The sequence below is a fragment of the Arthrobacter sp. KN11-1C genome (assembly GCF_052180225.1).
Lineage (GTDB): Bacteria > Actinomycetota > Actinomycetes > Actinomycetales > Micrococcaceae > Arthrobacter.
On record NZ_CP197467.1, the window covers coordinates 3,504,884 to 3,522,318 of the forward strand.

At 65.3% G+C, this 17,435-nt stretch carries 13 protein-coding genes; 3 read left to right on the forward strand and 10 right to left on the reverse strand.

Going from position 1 to position 17,435, the window contains the following annotated elements; genetic code table 11:
* Positions 1-45: 45 nt before the first annotated feature.
* Positions 46-1,155 carry a VIT1/CCC1 transporter family protein gene (locus ACSBOX_RS16370; RefSeq protein ID WP_442546049.1) on the forward strand — a complete coding sequence of 370 codons (1,110 nt, stop codon included), beginning with the start codon at positions 46-48 and terminating at the stop codon, positions 1,153-1,155.
* A gap of 110 nt (positions 1,156-1,265) precedes the next feature.
* Positions 1,266-2,126 carry a matrixin family metalloprotease gene (locus tag ACSBOX_RS16375; RefSeq protein ID WP_442546050.1) on the forward strand — a complete coding sequence of 287 codons (861 nt, stop codon included), beginning with the start codon at positions 1,266-1,268 and terminating at the stop codon, positions 2,124-2,126.
* A gap of 702 nt (positions 2,127-2,828) precedes the next feature.
* On the opposite strand, the gene ACSBOX_RS16380 is transcribed toward ACSBOX_RS16375, so the two are convergent.
* Complete coding sequence (locus ACSBOX_RS16380; RefSeq protein WP_442543395.1) at positions 2,829-3,782, reverse strand: polysaccharide deacetylase family protein; 954 nt, start codon at positions 3,780-3,782, stop codon at positions 2,829-2,831.
* Positions 3,783-3,793: 11 nt separating this feature from the next.
* On the reverse strand, positions 3,794-5,323 hold the full coding sequence (locus ACSBOX_RS16385) for a purine-cytosine permease family protein (protein WP_442543396.1): 1,530 nt from the start codon (positions 5,321-5,323) through the stop codon (positions 3,794-3,796).
* A 108-nt stretch (positions 5,324-5,431) separates the two neighbouring features.
* Here ACSBOX_RS16385 and ACSBOX_RS16390 point away from each other — a divergent pair, with 108 nt between their 5' ends.
* Positions 5,432-6,937 carry a PucR family transcriptional regulator gene (locus ACSBOX_RS16390; RefSeq protein ID WP_442543397.1) on the forward strand — a complete coding sequence of 502 codons (1,506 nt, stop codon included), beginning with the start codon at positions 5,432-5,434 and terminating at the stop codon, positions 6,935-6,937.
* Between the two features lie 10 nt (positions 6,938-6,947).
* Here ACSBOX_RS16390 and ACSBOX_RS16395 read toward each other — a convergent pair whose 3' ends face one another.
* From ACSBOX_RS16395 to glyA, 8 genes are all read right to left on the reverse strand, one after another.
* A complete protein-coding gene (locus ACSBOX_RS16395) occupies positions 6,948-8,441 on the reverse strand; it encodes an S-layer homology domain-containing protein (RefSeq protein WP_442543398.1) in 1,494 nt (497 codons plus the stop codon).
* A gap of 116 nt (positions 8,442-8,557) precedes the next feature.
* Positions 8,558-9,457: a formyltetrahydrofolate deformylase gene (purU, locus tag ACSBOX_RS16400; protein ID WP_442543399.1), complete on the reverse strand. Its 900-nt coding sequence runs from the start codon at positions 9,455-9,457 to the stop codon at positions 8,558-8,560.
* Between the two features lie 2 nt (positions 9,458-9,459).
* Complete coding sequence (locus ACSBOX_RS16405) at positions 9,460-10,833, reverse strand: L-serine ammonia-lyase (RefSeq protein ID WP_442543400.1); 1,374 nt, start codon at positions 10,831-10,833, stop codon at positions 9,460-9,462.
* Entirely contained in the window at positions 10,833-11,468 is a 636-nt protein-coding gene (locus tag ACSBOX_RS16410; protein WP_442543401.1) for a sarcosine oxidase subunit gamma, read from the reverse strand. Before ACSBOX_RS16410 ends, ACSBOX_RS16405 begins: the two co-directional genes overlap by 1 nt.
* A complete protein-coding gene (locus tag ACSBOX_RS16415) occupies positions 11,461-14,418 on the reverse strand; it encodes an FAD-dependent oxidoreductase (protein ID WP_442543402.1) in 2,958 nt (985 codons plus the stop codon). Before ACSBOX_RS16415 ends, ACSBOX_RS16410 begins: the two co-directional genes overlap by 8 nt.
* Positions 14,415-14,729 (reverse strand): sarcosine oxidase subunit delta, encoded by a 315-nt coding sequence (locus ACSBOX_RS16420; protein WP_442543403.1) that lies wholly within the window; start codon positions 14,727-14,729, stop codon positions 14,415-14,417. Before ACSBOX_RS16420 ends, ACSBOX_RS16415 begins: the two co-directional genes overlap by 4 nt.
* Before the next feature lie 39 nt (positions 14,730-14,768).
* The gene (locus ACSBOX_RS16425) at positions 14,769-15,989 is read right to left on the reverse strand and encodes a sarcosine oxidase subunit beta family protein (protein WP_078106196.1); all 1,221 of its coding nucleotides are present in this window, start codon (positions 15,987-15,989) and stop codon (positions 14,769-14,771) included.
* Entirely contained in the window at positions 15,986-17,353 is a 1,368-nt protein-coding gene (gene glyA / locus ACSBOX_RS16430) for a serine hydroxymethyltransferase (RefSeq protein WP_442546051.1), read from the reverse strand. The genes ACSBOX_RS16425 and glyA overlap by 4 nt, the downstream gene beginning before the upstream one ends.
* Between the last annotated feature and the right edge of the window lie 82 nt (positions 17,354-17,435).

Sequence of the window (17,435 nt, forward strand, 5' to 3'; positions counted from 1 at the left end):
CACACAAAACCCTCGCATTCAGACAATCCCTCGGACCCAAGCAGTCTGTCCCAAGACGCAGCAGCCCCCAAGACTCCCCCGTCGTCGTCGGACATCAAGCGTTGGCGGCAGTACCTGGCCGACGAACGGGCCGAAGCCGCCGTGTACCGCCAACTGGCGCAGCGCCGCGACGGCGAGGAGCGCGAAATCCTTTTGGCCCTCGCAGAGGCCGAGGGCCGCCATGAGGCACACTGGCTCAAGCTCCTCGGCGAACATGCCGGCATGCCGAAGGCGGCCTCCGCTCGAAGCCAAATGCTTGGCTTCCTGGCCCGGAACTTCGGATCGGTGTTCGTGCTGGCCCTCGCCCAACGGGCTGAAGGGCGCTCGCCCTATGCGAAGGATCCAGCGGCAACCCGCGCCATGGCGGCCGACGAACAGATCCACGAAGAAGTAGTCCGCGGCCTGGCGACGCGCGGCCGCAACAGGTTGTCCGGAACCTTCCGCGCTGCCGTATTCGGCGCCAACGACGGCCTGGTCAGCAACCTTTCCCTCGTGATGGGCATGGCGGCCACCGGGGTCCCCGCAACTGTGGTCCTGTTCAGCGGCGTCGCCGGCTTGCTGGCGGGAGCGCTGTCCATGGGTGCGGGCGAGTATGTCTCGGTCCGCTCCCAGCTCGAGCTCCTCAAGGCCACCCGCCCCACCCAGGCCACACTGACCGCAGCCCCGGCCCTGGACATCGAACACAATGAACTGGTGCTCGTGTACTTGGCCAGGGGCATGTCCCGCGAAGCCGCCGAACACCGGGCCGCCGAGCGCATGGGACTCTACAGCTGCGATTGCGATCCAAGCCTCTCGCTCCACCCCGAAGTTGAAGAAACCGTCAATGAGCACGAGGCCGTCGGCTCCGCGTGGGGCGCCGCGATCTCGAGCTTCTGCTTCTTCGCTTCGGGCGCCATCGTGCCCATCCTGCCGTTCATCTTCGGCATGACGGGCTTCTCGGCGCTTGCCGTGGCCGGTACGCTGGTGGGCATCGCGCTTCTGTCGACGGGCGCCGTCGTCGGCTTGCTGTCCGGAACCTCGCCGCTGACCCGCGGTCTCCGGCAGCTCGCCATCGGACTCGGTGCGGCCGCGGCCACGTATGGGCTGGGCCTCGTCTTCGGCGCTGTTATCGGTTAGCAGCGCCGGCCCGCCGGGGCGGCGGGATCAAGCATTTGGGGGAAGACTTGCATTCAAACTACGGGTACGACGGCGGCCCGCCGCCTCCGCAGCGGCGGCCCAGTACCGCGTTGGCGCTGTTCCGAAACTTGATGGTGGTGGCCGTCGTGGCGGCCGTAGCAGTACTTGTCGGTGGCTTTCTCCGGGGTGATCCCGCCTTCACGGGGCTCCTTCCCAAGCTGGCACCCTCTGCCCAAGCCACGGCCAGCAGTCCAGGGCCCGCGGCCTCCGGGCAGGGGCCACAAAAAGCCGCCCGGGCGCCGGATACCCCGCCGCCTGGCCTGGAAGAAGCCGGGCACCCACTCGGCTCCCCCGCCAAACCTGCCGTGGCCAGCAGTTCCTACAAGTTCCTGGCCACCAACGCCGACGGCACGCCCGTGGGTTACTCCCCGTGCCGGCCATTGCACTATGTGGTCAACTCAGCCCTTGCCTCGGCGGGATCCGAGGGGCTCATCGCCGACGCGATCGCCAAGATCGCCGCCGCAACGGGCCTCACATTCGTTGACGATGGCACCAGCAAAGAAACCCCCTCCGAGAAGCGCAAGCCGTACCAGCCCGCGCTCTACGGAGATCGTTGGGCTCCCCTGCTGATTTCCTGGACCACTCCCGAGGCGGCTCCGGCGTTGACTGGATCCGTCATCGGCACCGGCGGCAGCACCATGTACAGCTTCGGCACGGGACCCAAGAGCTACGTCACGGGAAGCCTCGACCTGGACGCCCCGCAAATCACGGAACTGCTGGATGTCCCCGGCGGCGCCCATTACGTCTCCGCGGTGATCCAACACGAACTGGGCCACGTGGTGGGACTCGACCACGTCGATGATCCAATCCAGCTCATGTACCCGGAGATCGGTGCCCCCGATGGCTTGGCGGCCGGCGACCTGAACGGACTCTACAAACTCCACACGGCCCCGTGCCGGACGGACTTGTGACCCCGGCCGACGCGTAGCCCGGCCCCCAGCCCCACCTCGCGGGACATGCCCCCCGTTCGGCCTGAGCAATGGACATATCACTACTATGTCCACTCCTCGAGGCCACGGCAGAGCATGCTCAACGGCCGCCTGGCGTTATGTCCACTGTTCGAGGCCAAGGCAGAGCATGCTCCGGGTGTCCAATTCTCCCAGCCAAGGCTGACCGTGCTCCGGGCCTGAGCCACCCGCGACATGCCGCCCCGTCCAGCCCCTCCGCAACCCCCAGCTTCCTCGCGGGACATGCCCCCCGTTCAGCCTGAGCAATGGACATATCACTACTATGCCCACTCCTCGAGGCCACAGCAGAGCATGCTCAACGGCCGCCTGGCGTTATGTCCACTTCTCGACGCCAAGGCAGAGCATGCTCCGGGTGTCCAATTCTCCCAGCCAAGGCTGACCGTGCTCCGGGCCTGAGCCACCCGCGACATGCCGCCCCGTCCAGCCCCTCCGCAACCCCCAGCTTCCTCGCGGGACATGCCCCCCGTTCAGCCTAAGCAGTGGACGTATCACTACTATGTCCACTGCTCGAGGCCAAGGTAGAGCATGCTCGACAGCCTCCAGTCGTTATGTCCACTTCTCGACGCCAGCGCTGAGCATGCTCAACGAACGCTCGACATTATGTCCACTGCTCGAGGCCAAGGAAGAGCATGCTCTATGGCTGAGCTATTTGGGGATGGCTTCCAGCAACCGGGCGGGCTTGAAGCTGGCTCCTGCACCCGGATAAGAGGGCACCTCAATGCGGGCGTGGCTGTGGATCTCGTTGACCGTGGCCTTGGTGTGTTCGGCAATTCGTTCCAAAGTAGTCACCCACATCCCGTCCATGGACTTCACTCGTTCGATCAACTGCTCCAGGGCAACGGCCTTGGATGGCCGGCCGGAGATGAACGGGTGGTTGGTCAGGACGAAGCAACTTCCTTGGGCGTGGTGGGCTTCGGCTTCCAGGGTCCACATCTCGAGCACCTTGGCCGGGCTCTCGATGACTCCGCTTCCAGTCACTCCCGGGTAGAACGCGTACTGTTCCCAGTCGTCCAAAGCCCAGTCCACCGGGATCTCCACGATGTCCCGAGAATCACCCGAGTCCGTGGCAACCGCCATGCGGTAGGGCGCATCGCCGTCGAGCAGGCTTGAATCGTAGAGGAAGCCGCGGTCCACGAGCAGCGCGGGCGAGTGCCAGTTGAGCTCCCACCAGGGCGCCCTATAGCCGACCGGCCTGACCCCGGCTACCTTCGCGAGGGCTTCGAGCCCGCGGTCCAGGTAGTTGGCCTCGGTGGCGGCGTCGATTCCCTGCATCGGTTCGTGAAGGTAGCCGTGGTGGGCGACTTCGTGGCCGCCGTCGACGATCCGACGCACCACGTCCGGGTAGCTTTCCGCAGTGAACCCAGGGATGAAGAAGGTCCCCTGGATCTCTTGGCGCTCGAGGATCTTCAAGAGTCGCGGAACGGCGACCCGCGGGCCGTAGGACTGGTGGCTCATGAGGGACATGCGCCGGGTGCTCGTGGGATCGTGCGCGATGGTGCAGGATTCGGCGTCGACGTCGAACGTGAACGATGCCGCGGCCCTGAAGTTTTCGGGCCAAGCGATCGGATGTGCCTCGTCGGGAAATGCGTTGGTGGTCATCGTGTGTCCTTTCAGTCGTTGACCAGATTGGCGACGGCGTCTTCCGCAAGGGGCTGCGACGTCGCGGCAGCGGGAGAAACTGCGGCCGCCGATGGCAGCGGAAGGTACCGGGCATGGACCCGTGGGCCCAGGGCGCCATAGATTGCGGCGGCAACAAGTCCGCCTGCCAGCCAGGACAAATCGATCCCGCCCATTGCCGTGGCGATGGGGCCCTGCATGATCGGCAAGACGCCGTACATGAACAGCCACGTGGCAAAGATGCCCACCAGGAGCGCGGTGATCCCAGCCCAGTTGAATGCCGGGAGCCGGCGGGTGCCCACGGGGTCGAAGAGCCGGTCGACACCCACGGGGCTGCGCTTGTCCACCCAGAAGTAGTGCACCAGCATGATCCCTCCCCATGCGGCCACCCACGCCACGAGCCCGCCGAGCCAGGTGCTCAGGGTTGACGCAAAATCCTGCTGCAGGATGAAGAACACGACGCCGACCAGCGCCAGAAGCCCGACGAAGAGGTTCAAGGACCGTCGTTTCGCCTTGATGTCCAATGCCTGGGCAGCCACCGAAAAGGTGTAGATGTTCAGGATGTTCGTCGCGATGGGCCCATGCAGCACCAGGAAGAGTACCGGGATCGCCAGGACGCCGAAGTTATCGACGATGAGGTGGCCGGGATCGGCCGTGCCGCTCTTCGTTGCCAGGCTAGCGCCCAGGATGCCGAGCCACACCACCGGCAGGAACTGGCCGAAGACGGAGGCCAGGTAAACCTTGTGTCTGGGAACGGACTTGCTAACGAAGCGCGAATAGTCGGCCGCGTAGGTGAACCAGGTGATCCCCCAGCCGATGCCGATGACGGTCATCACGGTGGTCATGGCCGCGATTCGTGCGCCCCCCTCAAGGACGGCACCCGGAGGGCCTGCGTAGCCCCAATCGATGTTCATGCCGAACCAGGCCACGGCGGACATGGCGATCAGCACCACGATGGTTGGCGGGACAGTCCACTTCTCGAAAGCCGCGATGGCCTTGTAGCCGAACCAGGCGATCGTGACCTGGGCGGACATGATCAGGAAGGCCACCAGGATCTTGGGTCCCACGTTGGGCTGCTCCGGATCGACCATGCCGAGCTTGCCGAGGAGTGCCATCACCAGGTCCAGGATGATCCAGGTGTTGACGGCACACCAACCGATACCGAGGAGGGCTTGGATGGCGCTCGGGAGGTAGTTGCCGCGGCGGCCGAAGACGGCCCGGGCCAGGACCATGCCGGTGGCACCGGTCCGCTGCCCCAGGAGGACAAAGAGGCCGAAGAGCGCCATGCCGATCAGGTTTCCCACCACCAGGACGGTGACGGTGTCGGCAAAGCCCAGTCCAAGTTGGACGCCGAGGGCCCCGAGGACCCAGTTGATCGGGGCAAGGTTTGCACCTGCCCAGATCCAGAATTGGCCCGCTACGCTGCGGGTACGCGCTGATTCGGGAATGGACTGCAGGTTCTGCTCGACGTCGGTCTGCGCCGTTGCAGCCCCAGTCGTCGCAGTGGATAAGTTCTCGTGCATTGGGGGATCCTCCGTGTAGGAAAGGGACTCCTTCAATGTATGTGCCCCACATCACAGCAACAAGATACGATGTGTACGATAGATTCAGATAATTAGTTACGGAGTGTCATGTCACTGCTCCTTGCCGACGCCTTCGAACACGAGAGCCTGAAGGCGGCTGAACCGATCCTGAGGACGGATGTGCCCGAGGCCCTGTCCCGGCAGCTCCGATGGGTCCATTCGAGCGAAGTGCTGGACATCGCTCCCCTGCTGCGGGGCGGCGAACTGCTTCTAAGCGGCGGGCAGGCCCTCGCCACCGCTTCGGACGAGCGTCGCGTGGACTACGTCCGCCAACTGGCGGCGCGCGGCATCGCCGCGTTGGCCATCGAGACGGGTCCCGAGCTGCCCGCGATACCGGAGTCCATGCTCGACGCCGGCCAGGAAGCCGGGCTGCCCATCATCGAGTTGTGCAAGGTGGCTCCGTTCGTCGGGATCATGCAAGCCATCAACTCGCTGCTGGTCAGCGAATCGGTCGCGCAATTGCAATTCGGCGACGAAACGAGCCATGCCATGGCGGCGGAACTGGCACACGGGGGCGGACTGGATCAGCTCCTCGCCGTGCTTGCCGGCCGGACGCGTTCCAGCGCGAGGCTCGTCTCGCCGTCGGGCATCACCCTGGGGAGCGCGACGGCGGCCGCGCAGCCCGAGTCCGGCACCGTCACCACCGTCGACGTGCCCGTCCGCGGCGTGCTGGCCGCCCGCCTGGAGTTGGAAGTGCCCGACGACGGCGACGCGAACCTCGCGCGGGTGGCCGGCGAACGGTGCGTCGACATCCTCGGCTTGGCCCTGCTCCAACGGATGCCGCCCGGACTCAAGGAACTTGCCGGCATCGAACTCATGCGGGCCATCAGTTCGGGAACCCAGTCCTGGCGTCTCCAGCAATTGGGACCGGCCTCAGGGTTTTCCGCCAGCGGCCCGGCAGCCGCCGTCGTGGTGCGTTCCCCGGCGGCGGGACAGCTCCGGACGCAGCTCGACGCCATCCTGCAGGACGCGGTTCCGCAAAGCGCGAGTTATGCCGACAACGCCGAATTGATCGCCTTGGCCGCGCTCCCCCACGCCACGGCCGTGGCCGCGCGCATCGCGCTCCTCCACGCGCTTGGGGCCTTGGAGGTTCCCGATGGCTCGATCGTCGCCGTGGGTCCGCTGGCGCAAGGAATCGGCGAGGCATCCTGGTCGCTGGCAGAGGCACGCCGGACGCTTGAGCTCATCGCGGTCGCGGGAACCGGGCCGGGAGCGGGATCCGGAGACAGAAACGGCGTGGTCGATGCAGAGGAGTTCGCGGTCGAGCGCTTGGCGGAGGGAAGCCTCGACGCGGCAACCCGCGAGGGATTCGTGCGGCGGCAGCTCGGCGCCGTGGTTGAGCATGACGAGCAGCGGCGCTCGGAGCTGATGCGGACGTTGGCGGTATGGCTGGATAGCGGATGCAATACGGCACAGGCCGCACGTGAACTGCACCTCGAAAGGCAGTCGATGCACCACCGGCTCCAGCGGATTTTCGAGCTGTGCGGCGGCGATCCGCGAGGAACCGGCCGGCTGGCCGCCCTTCACTTGGCAACCCGCCTGGCCCGGTTCTAGTCCGGAGTCCCTACTGCGTGCCCAGGTACCATCCGGTCTGCCAGCGGTAGAGGAACGCGGCCATGGCGTCGCGGTTGACCGCGTTCACGGGGCGGAACGTTCCATCCCCATAGCCCGTGCTGACCCTGGCCGCAGCCAGCCAGGTGATCTCATTGTAGAAAGGCGAGAGTGGGGTGATGTCGTTGAACGGCGAAGTTGCCGGGGCATTCCAGCTGGGCGCTCCGCTGAAGCGGTAGAGGAAGGCCGCCATGGCATCCCGGTTGATGTTGTCACCGGGTCGGAAGCTTCGCTGCCCGTTGTTGCGGTCCACCCATCCCGTGGTGATGCCGTAATACGCCAGCCAGGTGACTTCCTTGTAGAACGGCGAATTGGGTGTCATGTCCACGAATGGTGAGTTTGCGGGAGCCGTCCACGTGGGCGAGCCAGCCTGACGGTAGAGGAAGGCGGCCATGGCGTCCCGATGCACTGGGAGGGTCGCCCCGTAGCTTCCATCTGCGTAGCCCGTGGTGATGCCTTGGCTCGCGAGCCACTGGATCTCACGATAGAACCCGCTGTTGATGGGGGCGTCGGAGAAACGCTGGGTGCACTGCGGAGTCCCCAGAGCGACCTTGGCGAGGGCGTACCGCGCGGCGTCGATGGCGCCATCTGCGACACCCATGACGAAATATTCCGGGTGCATGGAACACACCTGGGGAATGGAGGCAGTGGGCACGGTGGCGATCGCTTTGCTTCCATCGGCGCTGTACTCCACCTGGGCATTAATACTGGTCCCTGGAGAGCCCGACTTCCAGAAGTAGCCGTAAGGGAAGGCGTTGGTCCAGGTCTTGTCCGGGCCGGAGGTGAAATATCCCGGCACGCTGCGGAAAATCAGCTTGTCCGTGTAGGAAGCCAGCGATGTGGTGGAGTCCTTCTGGATGAAGAAGGTCAACGGCAGGGCCTGCGGAAGGCCAAGGTCCATCGAAACGGTCGAGGACCCCGCCGGCCCTCCGGCCGTCAAGCCGCTCTGGACGAAGATCCCGCCGTTTCCCGGCGCGATGGGCGTCCCCAAGATCGCTACGACAAACCCGGAATAGGCCTGGGCCGGGACCGAGGTGTTGGCACAGTTCCCCGTGGCGTCATGACAATACTGCATGGATCCCGGGGTCAGGCCCGTCAAGCCCTGCGGGATCGGGATAGACACGTGGAGGGTTGAGGAATCGGCCACGGCGGTGCCGGAGAGAAGCGGCGTGGCCGTGTTGTCCTCAGTGTTGTACACCCGGTACTGGAGTGTGGTGTTCACGCTCTTGCCGAGCACCGCGGAAGCGTCCGACGGGAGTTTGACGTCCAGGCTCGTCGCCGACGACGAAAGCTGCACCGGCGGGTTGTTGGCATAGATCTGTGCCCAGGCAGGGGTCGGATCAATGGTGATGACCGGATCAACGGCATGGGCAGGGACAGCTACTCCTGCGACTGCTGTGACGGCAAAAATGCAAGCGGCTATTATGCCGCCTTGTCGACGGACCACGAATGTACGCGCCTTTCAAAATGGCGAGTACCTCGCCCCCCAATGATTTGCCGGCTGACCGGCAAGTGCAACCATATGCGAGGAAGGTTCGGCCCGCAATGGATCGGGCCGCAAAGTTATTTCAGCACCACCGTCCTGTTTCCCTGCAGGATCACGCGGCCTTCGCAGTGCCAGCGGACGGCGTTGCTGAGTGCTTTGCACTCGGTGTCGCGGCCGGCCGCCACGAGGTCGTCCGGGCCGAAGGTGTGGTCCACTTCCACCACTTGCTGGGCGATGATCGGCCCTTCGTCCAATTCGCCGTTGACATAGTGCGCAGTGGCACCCACGGTCTTGACGCCTCGAGCGTAGGCCTGGTGGTACGGCTTGGCACCTTTGAAACTCGGCAGGAATGAATGGTGGATGTTGATGGCGCGTCCGTCCAGCTTCCGGGCGAGATCGTCGCTGAGGACCTGCATGTAGCGGGCCAGGACCACCAGTTCAACGTCCAGGCGGTCGATGAGATCGAGGAGTTGTCCCTCGGCCGCCGCTTTGGTGTCCGGGGTGACGGGCACGTGGAAGAACGGAATGCCGTGCCATTCAACCGTGCGCCGGTGGTCCGGATGGTTGGAGACCACCCCGACAATCTCGACCGGCAGTTCCCCGATCCGGGCCCGGAACAGAAGGTCGTTGAGGCAATGCTCGAACTTGGAAACCATGACCAGCACCCGCCGTTTGGCCCCGTGGCGTTGCAGGTGCCAGCGCATGCCGAAGTTCTCGGCAACAGGCGCGAAGGCTTCCCGCAGCGAGTCGATGGTCGACTGGTCGCCATCCGATGCGAAGTGGACCCGCATGAAGAAGTGGCGATCCAGCTGGGAGTCGAATTGTTTGTTCTCGATGATGTCGCAACCGTGTTCCAGGAGGAAGCCGGAGACGGCATGCACGATCCCCCGGGTCTCCGGGCAGTCGAGCGTCAGGACATGCTCAACAGTGGTGTCCGGCATCGCCGACACAACGGATTCATTCTGTGTGGCAGTCATGGCTAGCACTCCACGACGTTGACGGCGAGGCCTCCGCGGGAGGTCTCCTTGTATTTGCTTTTCATGTCCGCTCCGGTCTCTCGCATGGTCTTGATGGCTTTATCCAGGGACACTTTGTGGCTGCCGTCCCCGTGCAGTGCCAGGCGCGCGGCGTTGATGGCTTTGACGCTGGCGATGGCGTTGCGTTCGATGCACGGGATCTGCACGAGCCCGCCTACGGGATCGCACGTGAGGCCGAGGTTGTGTTCGATGCCCACTTCGGCGGCGTTCTCCACCTGCTCGGGCGTACCCCCGAGGACTTCGCACAGGCCCGCCGCGGCCATCGAGCAGGCGGAGCCCACCTCGCCCTGGCAGCCGACTTCCGCGCCGGAAATGGATGCGTTGATCTTGAACAGAATCCCGACGGCGGCCGCCGCGAGCAGGAAGCGGACCACGCCGTCGTCGTCGGCTCCCCGCACGAATTTCGTGTAGTAGTGCAGCACCGCGGGCACAATTCCGGCCGCGCCGTTGGTGGGTGCCGTGACGATGCGGCCGCCCGCGGCGTTTTCTTCGTTCACGGCCAGCGCGAACAAATTCACCCATTCCATGGCCCGGAGCGGATCGCTCACGCCGGTGTCCGCAGTGAGGGTCTTGAACAACGACGGCGCACGCCGCCTCACGTTCAAGCCTCCCGGCAGGATTCCTTCCGCGGCGCAGCCGTTGTCCACGCATTCGCGCATGACGGCCCAGATCTGCAGCAGCCGCCCGCGGAGTTCGGCCTCGCTGCGCCACACGAGCTCATTGGCGAGCATGACCTCGGAAATGGACATGTCCTCCCGTGCACAGATAGCAAGGAGCTGGTCCGCGGTAGTGAAGGGATAGGGCAGCACAGTGCTGTCGGCGACCACTTTGTCGCTTCCCGAGGCATCGCCGTCCACTACGAAGCCGCCCCCAATTGAATAGAAGCTCCGTTCGCGGAGCACTTCCCCGGCGTGATCGAGCGCCCGGAACGTCATGCCGTTGGGGTGGGCAGGGAGGGATTTGCGTCGGTGCAGGACCACGTCTTCGTCCCAGTTGAAGTCCACGCGGTGGTGTCCGGCTATCCGCAATGCGGCGTCGAGGGCGGCCGCGGCAACCTGGTCGTCGGCAGTGGACGTGTCCACCGTTTCCGGCGATTGGCCCTGCAGTCCCAGCACCACGGCTTTATCGGAGCCGTGGCCGCGGCCGGTGGCGCCCAGCGAGCCGAAAAGCTCGGCCTGGACGCGCACCGTAGCCGCGAGTTGCCCGGAGGATTCCAGGCCATCGGTGAACTGTTTTGCCGCCCGCATCGGGCCGACCGTGTGAGAAGAGGACGGCCCGATGCCAATGGAAAACAGGTCAAGCACGCTCAGTGCCATCAGGGAACCTCGGGAGAGGCGAATTCCCTCATGCCGTCCAGCAGCCAGCGGCCCAGGAAGTCGGCGAAGGAAGCCCTCGGGAAGATCCGGAAACTGTCCTCGCCGGTCTTGAACAGCATCGCTGGAATGTTGCCGATTTCCGTGGCCAGGGCCGTCCCGGTGCGGAAGACACGGGGGTGCAAGTCCAGCGAGCACCCCTTTTCAAGGACATCCCGCGCGCGGACTCCAGAGAGTTCGAAAGTGGTGCGGTTGGCGGACAAGTCCACCACTTGGCCCGGGTCCTCGCCCAGTGCCTCCACCAGGGAGCGGACAAGGTCTCCACCCAGGGAATCGTGCGCCGATTCCGGTGCGACAACCAGGAATTCGTCCGGCCCAAGCCACAAGGTGGTGGCCCTTTCGTTCCCGCTGATCTCGCCGCACGCGGCCGGCGAGCCGCCGGTCACGGACGCGAGCCGGGCTCCGGCGTCGGACTCCCTGGCAACCCGGACCCCCACCATGGTCTGGAACGGGATCTCTTTCAAAGCGACAGTTCCGGAAACGGAACCGGACTCAAAGCTCGGCGCGAGGTGCGACGCCGGGCTGCGGCGAGCCGCACGGAGCGCCTCGGGGTTTACGGGGGTTGCTGTTTCAGCCATCTTTACGGGTCCCTTCAGCGTCGAAAAGTACGGTTTCTCCCACAACGACATCCAGCAACTGATCGCCGACAGAGGCCACGAGGGTCTCGCCGATCCGGTTGCGGCCGTTGGTGATCAGTGCCAGGCCGAAGGACCGGCCCAAAGCGGCACTGTGATAGCTCGAGGTCACGAAGCCCTGCATCGGCACCGGGCCGTATGCCGGGTTGACCGGAATTCCCTTTTCCACGAGCTGGGTGCCCTCCGGGAGACGGAACGACCCGTCCGCCGGGAGGACGCTGACCAGGTGCTTGCGGTCCGTGCGGACCGCGTCCTCGCGGCTGTACGAACGCTTGCCGATGAAGTCCTTGGCCTTGGAGACGATCCATTCCATCCCTGCGTCCTGTGGGGTGACCGTGCCGTCCGTGTCCTGCCCGACGATCGGGTAGCCCTTCTCGGCGCGCAGCACGTGCATGGTCTCGGTGCCGTAGGGGGTGATGTTGAACTCGGCACCTGCTGCCGCGACGGATTCCCAGGTGTCGAGCCCGTACCAGGACGGAACGTTGATTTCGTAGGCCAACTCGCCGGAGAAGGAAATCCGGCAAATCCTTGCCTGCACACCCGATGCCAGCGTGGTCTCGCGGAAGGTCATGAACGGGAACGCTCCGGCGTCCAGCCCGCCGTCGGCCGCCAGTTGCGGGGCGACTTTGGCGATCACGGCGCGGGATTTGGGCCCGACGACGGCAATCGTCGTCCACTGTTCGGTCACCGACGTGCACACGACGTCGAGTTCGGGCCACTCCGTCTGGTGCCATTCCTCGAGCCAGTCGAGGACCTTCGCGGCGCCGCCGGTGGTGGTGGTCATGAAGTAGCGGCCCTCGTCGAGGCGCAACGTCACGCCGTCGTCGAAGATCATGCCGTCCGGGGTGCACATGACCCCGTAGCGGGCGGAACCGGGGGCAAGCTTCTTGAACGCGTTGGTGTAGACGCGGTTGAGGAACTCACCGGCATCCTTGCCTCGGATCTCGATCTTGCCGAGGGTGGTGGCGTCCATGAAGCCCACCGATTCGCGGACTGCGGCGCATTCACGGAGCACGGCGGCGTCCATGTCTTCGCCCGCTTGCGGGTAGTACCACGGGCGCTTCCACTGGCCGACGTCCTCGAAGAGCGCTCCCTGGGCAACATGCCAAGGGTGGATGGAGGTCACGCGGGCGGGATCGAACAGCTCGCCGCGCTGCCGTCCGGCCAGTGCCGCGAAGGCGACTGGCGTGAACGGGGCCCGGTACGTCGTGGTGCCGATGTCGCCGATGCTCCGGCTGCCTCCGGCGGGTGCTTCGCCGGCCTGCTTGAGGGCCGCTGCGATCACGCCGATGGCATTGACGCCGGAGGTCTTGCCTTGGTCGTTGGCGGTGCTGATCGAGGTGTACCGCTTGATGTGTTCCACCGAGCGCATGCCGGCCCCGGTAGAACGGAGCACGTCGGCCACCGACTGGTCGCGTTGGAAGTCGACAAAGTGGTGGTGCCAGTCCCCCGCGTTTCCGCTCTGCCCCGGCACGAGCCACAACTGGCGGGTAGGGGCTGAGGCCTTCGGCGCCTTGATTTCGGCCGGCGCCGTCTGGGAGCTGAACCCCGCGGCGATGGCTGCCGCGGCACCGGCAGAGACGCCTTCGCCGAGGCAGTCCACGAGCTCGTAGCTTCCGCGGCCTGAGCCGACAACGTGCTGGTCCCTGACAACGGAGCTCGGTACGAAGCCGGCCAGCTCGTCGTCCCAACGCAACTTGCCCTGGCGCTGGCTGTGGAGGTGGACCACGGGACTCCAGCCGCCGGAAACCGCGAGCAGATCGCAAGCGAGCCGTTCGACGCCGGAGGTGACCTCGCCGTCGTCGTTCAGGCTGCGGATGGTGACGCCGTCGATCCGGCCGTTCTCCCCCGCGCCGGAGGTATCGGCGACGGCGCTGCCGACGAGGACCCGGATGCCGCTTTCGACGGCGGCCGCGGCCTTGTCGCTGAGCTTCGGCCGGGCGTCGACGACGGCGGCCACCTTGACGCCCGCGGCCAGCAGATCGGCGGCAAGCAAGTACGCGGAATCGTTGGTGGTGCCGATGACGACCCGCCGCCCCGCAGCGACGGCGTAGCGGTTGAGGTAGCTCCGGACCGCCGAGGCCAGCATGATGCCGGGCCGGTCGTTGTTCTCGAAGACGAGCGGACGCTCGTGGGCGCCGGGGGCCAGTACCACCTGATTGGCACGGATGTGCCAAATACGCTGGCGGGAGACGCCGTCAGCGGCCGGGCTGCCGAGGTGGTCCGTACGGTTCTGTGCCGCGATCACATAGTTCGCGTCATAGGAGCCGAACGCCGTGGTGCGGTTAAGGACGGTGCATTCGGCGGCGGAGACGAGCTCCGCCTCGACGTCGGAGATCCATTCGAGCGCCGGCTTGCCCTCGATGTTTTCGGCGAGTTCGGGAGCAGTGGAACCGGAAAGCAACGAGCCGCCGAGTTCGGGCTGGTCATCGATCAGAATGACCCGGGCGCCGGTGCGGACCGCTTCGCGGGCCGCCGCGAGGCCGGAAACGCCGCCGCCAACCACCAGGACGTCGGTGTGGACGTATTTCTTGTCGTACTCGGCGCGGTCCTCGTTGAGATCGAGCTTGCCGAGGCCGTTCAGGAACTCAACGCTGAGCCCGTCAACAAGGGACACGGTGGTCGCGGGAAGCATCGACTCGGCCACATGGCCCGGGAAACGGGCAGCCACCTTGACCAGGGCGTTGGATTCTTCCACGCCGGCGGACATGATGCCGCGGGGTCGATCCTCGTAGAGCGAGTTGCCTGCGTTGATGCGGCCATTGGCCAGCAACGCGGAGGCAACGGTGTCTCCCGGATGGCCGGTGAATTCCTGGCCGTCCACGGTGAACCGCCAGGAGATGCTGCGGTCGATGCGGCCGCCGGTGGCGAGGCGGGCGTTCTGCGGGGTCACTTCGTTGATCCTTCCGGAGAGGTGGCGGCTGGGTTTTTCACTACCGGGCGTTCTTCGCCCATTTTGTAGATGGCCTGAATGTCGTAGCTGACGGTGTCCCGGAGCATGTTGAACCATTGGCGGCAACCGGTGCTGTGCACCCAGCGTTCGGCGAAAGCGCCTTTCGTGTTGTCGCGGTAGAACAAATACTCGGCCCATTGGCGGTCAGTCAGGGCGTCCGGGTTTTCCGGATAGGCAACGTGTGCCTGGCCGCCGTAGTGGAATTCTGTTTCGTCTCGTGGCCCGCAATTGGGGCAGCTGATGAGCAGCATGGTTGGTCTCCTAAAGGGCTGCGGCTAGTAGGGCTGCGGCTAGTGGGCGACGGCGGCGGCGCCGTGTTCGTCGATCAGGGCACCGGTCTCGAAGCGCTCCAGCGAAAAGGGCTTGTTAAGCTCGTGCGGCGTGCCCGTGGCGATGGTGTGGGCGAAGGTCAGTCCGGCAGCGGGAGTGCCCTTGAAGCCACCCGTTCCCCAGCCGCAGTTGACGAACATGTTCTCCACCGGCGAGAGCCCGACGATCGGCGAGGCGTCCATCGTGGTGTCCACGATTCCGCCCCAGGTCCGGAGCACATGGGCTCGGGCGAAAATCGGGAAGAGTTCGACGGCGGCAGCCATCTGGTGCTCGATCACGTGGAAGGAGCCGCGCTGGCCATAGCCGTTGTAAGAGTCGACGCCGGCGCCCATGACGAGTTCGCCCTTGTGTGCCTGGGAAACATAGACATGCACGTGGTTGGACATGACCACCGTGGGGTGGACGGGCTCATGCAGTTCGGACACCAGTGCCTGGAGGGGGTGTGACTGGATCGGGAGGCGGAAGCCGGCCATTTCGGCGAGGACGGAGCTGTGGCCGGCCGCGGCGAGGCCAACTTTTTCGGTGTGGATGGTTCCTTGGTTGGTCTTGACGCCCACCACGCGGTTGCCGTCCTTGAGGAAGCCGGTCACTTCGCAGTTCTGGATGATGTCAACGCCCAGTTCGTCGCACTTGCGGGCGAAGGCCCAGGCGACATGGTCGTGTTTCGCGATGCCGGCCCGGGGCTGGTACGTGGCGCCCATCACGGGGTAGCGGATGTTGTCGCTGATGTTCAGGATGGGGCAGAGTTCCTTGACTTGCTGCGGGTCCAGCCATTCGGCGTCTACTCCGTTGAGCTTGTTCGCGCCGACGCGGCGGACGCTTTCGCGGACGTCGCCCAGGGTGTGGGCGAGGTTCATGACGCCGCGCTGGCTGAAGAGGAAATCGTATTCGAGTTCCTCGGGCAGGATCTCCCAGAGCTTGAGCGCGTGCTCGTAAATGGCGGCGCTCTCGTCCCACAGGTAGTTGGAACGGATGATGGTGGTGTTGCGGGCCATGTTGCCGCCGGCCAGCCAGCCCTTTTCCAAGACGGCAATGTTGGTCATGCCGTGGTTCTTGGCCAGGAAATACGCGGTGGCAAGGCCGTGTCCGCCACCGCCCACGATCACGGCGTCGTATGAAGCCTTGGGTTCCGGGTTACGCCACAGGAAATCCGGGTGTTCGGGGAGTTGGTCTGCGCTCACTGGGCTGCTCCAATCATTTCTGCCTCGAGTTCGGTGGCAGCGGCGCCGTTGCCGCTGCCGGTCTGGGAAAGGTGTGGGTACAAGGGGAATTGCTCGGCGAGCGCGGTTACCCTTGCCCGGAGTCCGACGGCGGCCTCGTCACCCAGGGTGCCGCTGCCGTTGGTGGTGCTGGCTGCGGCGATCAGCGCCGTCGCGATGATGTCCGCGACCTCCGCGAATTCCCCGGCACCGAAGCCGCGGGCGGCGAGGGCCGGGGTTCCGATCCGGAGCCCGGAGGACACCATCGGCGGCCGTGGGTCGAACGGGACGGCGTTGCGGTTCACGGTGATGCCAATGCGGTGCAAGATGTCCTCGGCCTGCTGGCCGTCCAATTCCGAGTGGCGCAAGTCAACCAGGACCAGGTGGACGTCGGTGCCTCCGTTGACCACCGAGATCCCTGCCGCGGCCACGTCTTCCTTGAGGAGCCGTTCGGCAAGGAGCTTGGCGCCTTCGAGCACCCGCACCTGGCGTTCCTGGAATTCGGGCTCTGCTGCCATTTTGAACGCCACGGCCTTGGCCGCGATCACGTGCTCCAGCGGGCCGCCTTGCTGGCCGGGGAAAACCGCGCTGTTGATCTTGCGTGCGTATTGTTCCTTCGACAGGATCACTCCGCCGCGCGGACCGCCGAGGGTCTTGTGGGTGGTGGTGGTCACGACGTCGGCATACGGCACCGGGTTGGGGTGCAATCCCGCGGCGACGAGGCCGGCGAAGTGGGCCATGTCCACCATGAGGTAGGCGCCCACGAGGTCGGCGATGCGGCGGAATTCGGCGAAATCCAGGTGGCGCGAGTAGGCGGACCAGCCGGCAACGATCAGTTTCGGGCGGTGTTCGAGGGCCAGGGCTTCGACCTCGGCCATGTCCACCCGGAGGTCGGATTCGCTGACGTGGTACGGGATGACGTTGTAAAGCTTGCCGGAGAAGTTGATCCGCATGCCGTGGGTCAGGTGGCCACCGTGTGCAAGGTCCAGGCCCATGATCGTGTCCCCCGGCTCAAGGAGCGCGAACATCGCCGCGGCGTTGGCCTGGGCGCCGGAGTGCGGCTGGACGTTGGCGGCCTCGGCGCCGAAGAGGGCCTTGACCCGGTCGATGGCCAGTTGCTCGATGACGTCCACGTGTTCGCAACCCCCGTAGTAGCGCTTGCCGGGGTAGCCTTCCGCGTACTTGTTGGTCAGGACAGAGCCCTGTGCCTGCATGACAGCTGCGGGGGCGAAGTTTTCGGAGGCGATCATTTCCAGCGTGGACTGCTGCCGGATGAGTTCCTGGGCGATCGCCTGTTCAACCTCCGGGTCCGCCTGGGCGAGCGGGCGGATCAGCGGTTCAACCATCATGTTCTCCTTTGAAATACTTATGTTTTGTGACTAATAAGCAACTGATATATTAGAACTGTTGCCATAGTATGTTGGAGAT

Excerpts from the sequence above, each read along its gene's own strand:
- ACSBOX_RS16380 (WP_442543395.1), bottom strand. The coding sequence starts at position 3,782 with ATGACCACCAACGCATTTCCCGACGAGGCACATCCGATCGCTTGGCCC.
- ACSBOX_RS16385 (WP_442543396.1), bottom strand. The coding sequence starts at position 5,323 with ATGCACGAGAACTTATCCACTGCGACGACTGGGGCTGCAACGGCGCAG.
- ACSBOX_RS16390 (WP_442543397.1), top strand. The coding sequence starts at position 5,432 with ATGTCACTGCTCCTTGCCGACGCCTTCGAACACGAGAGCCTGAAGGCG.
- purU (WP_442543399.1), bottom strand. The coding sequence starts at position 9,457 with ATGACTGCCACACAGAATGAATCCGTTGTGTCGGCGATGCCGGACACC.
- ACSBOX_RS16405 (WP_442543400.1), bottom strand. The coding sequence starts at position 10,833 with ATGGCACTGAGCGTGCTTGACCTGTTTTCCATTGGCATCGGGCCGTCC.
- ACSBOX_RS16410 (WP_442543401.1), bottom strand. The coding sequence starts at position 11,468 with ATGGCTGAAACAGCAACCCCCGTAAACCCCGAGGCGCTCCGTGCGGCT.
- ACSBOX_RS16420 (WP_442543403.1), bottom strand. The coding sequence starts at position 14,729 with ATGCTGCTCATCAGCTGCCCCAATTGCGGGCCACGAGACGAAACAGAA.
- glyA (WP_442546051.1), bottom strand. The coding sequence starts at position 17,353 with ATGGTTGAACCGCTGATCCGCCCGCTCGCCCAGGCGGACCCGGAGGTT.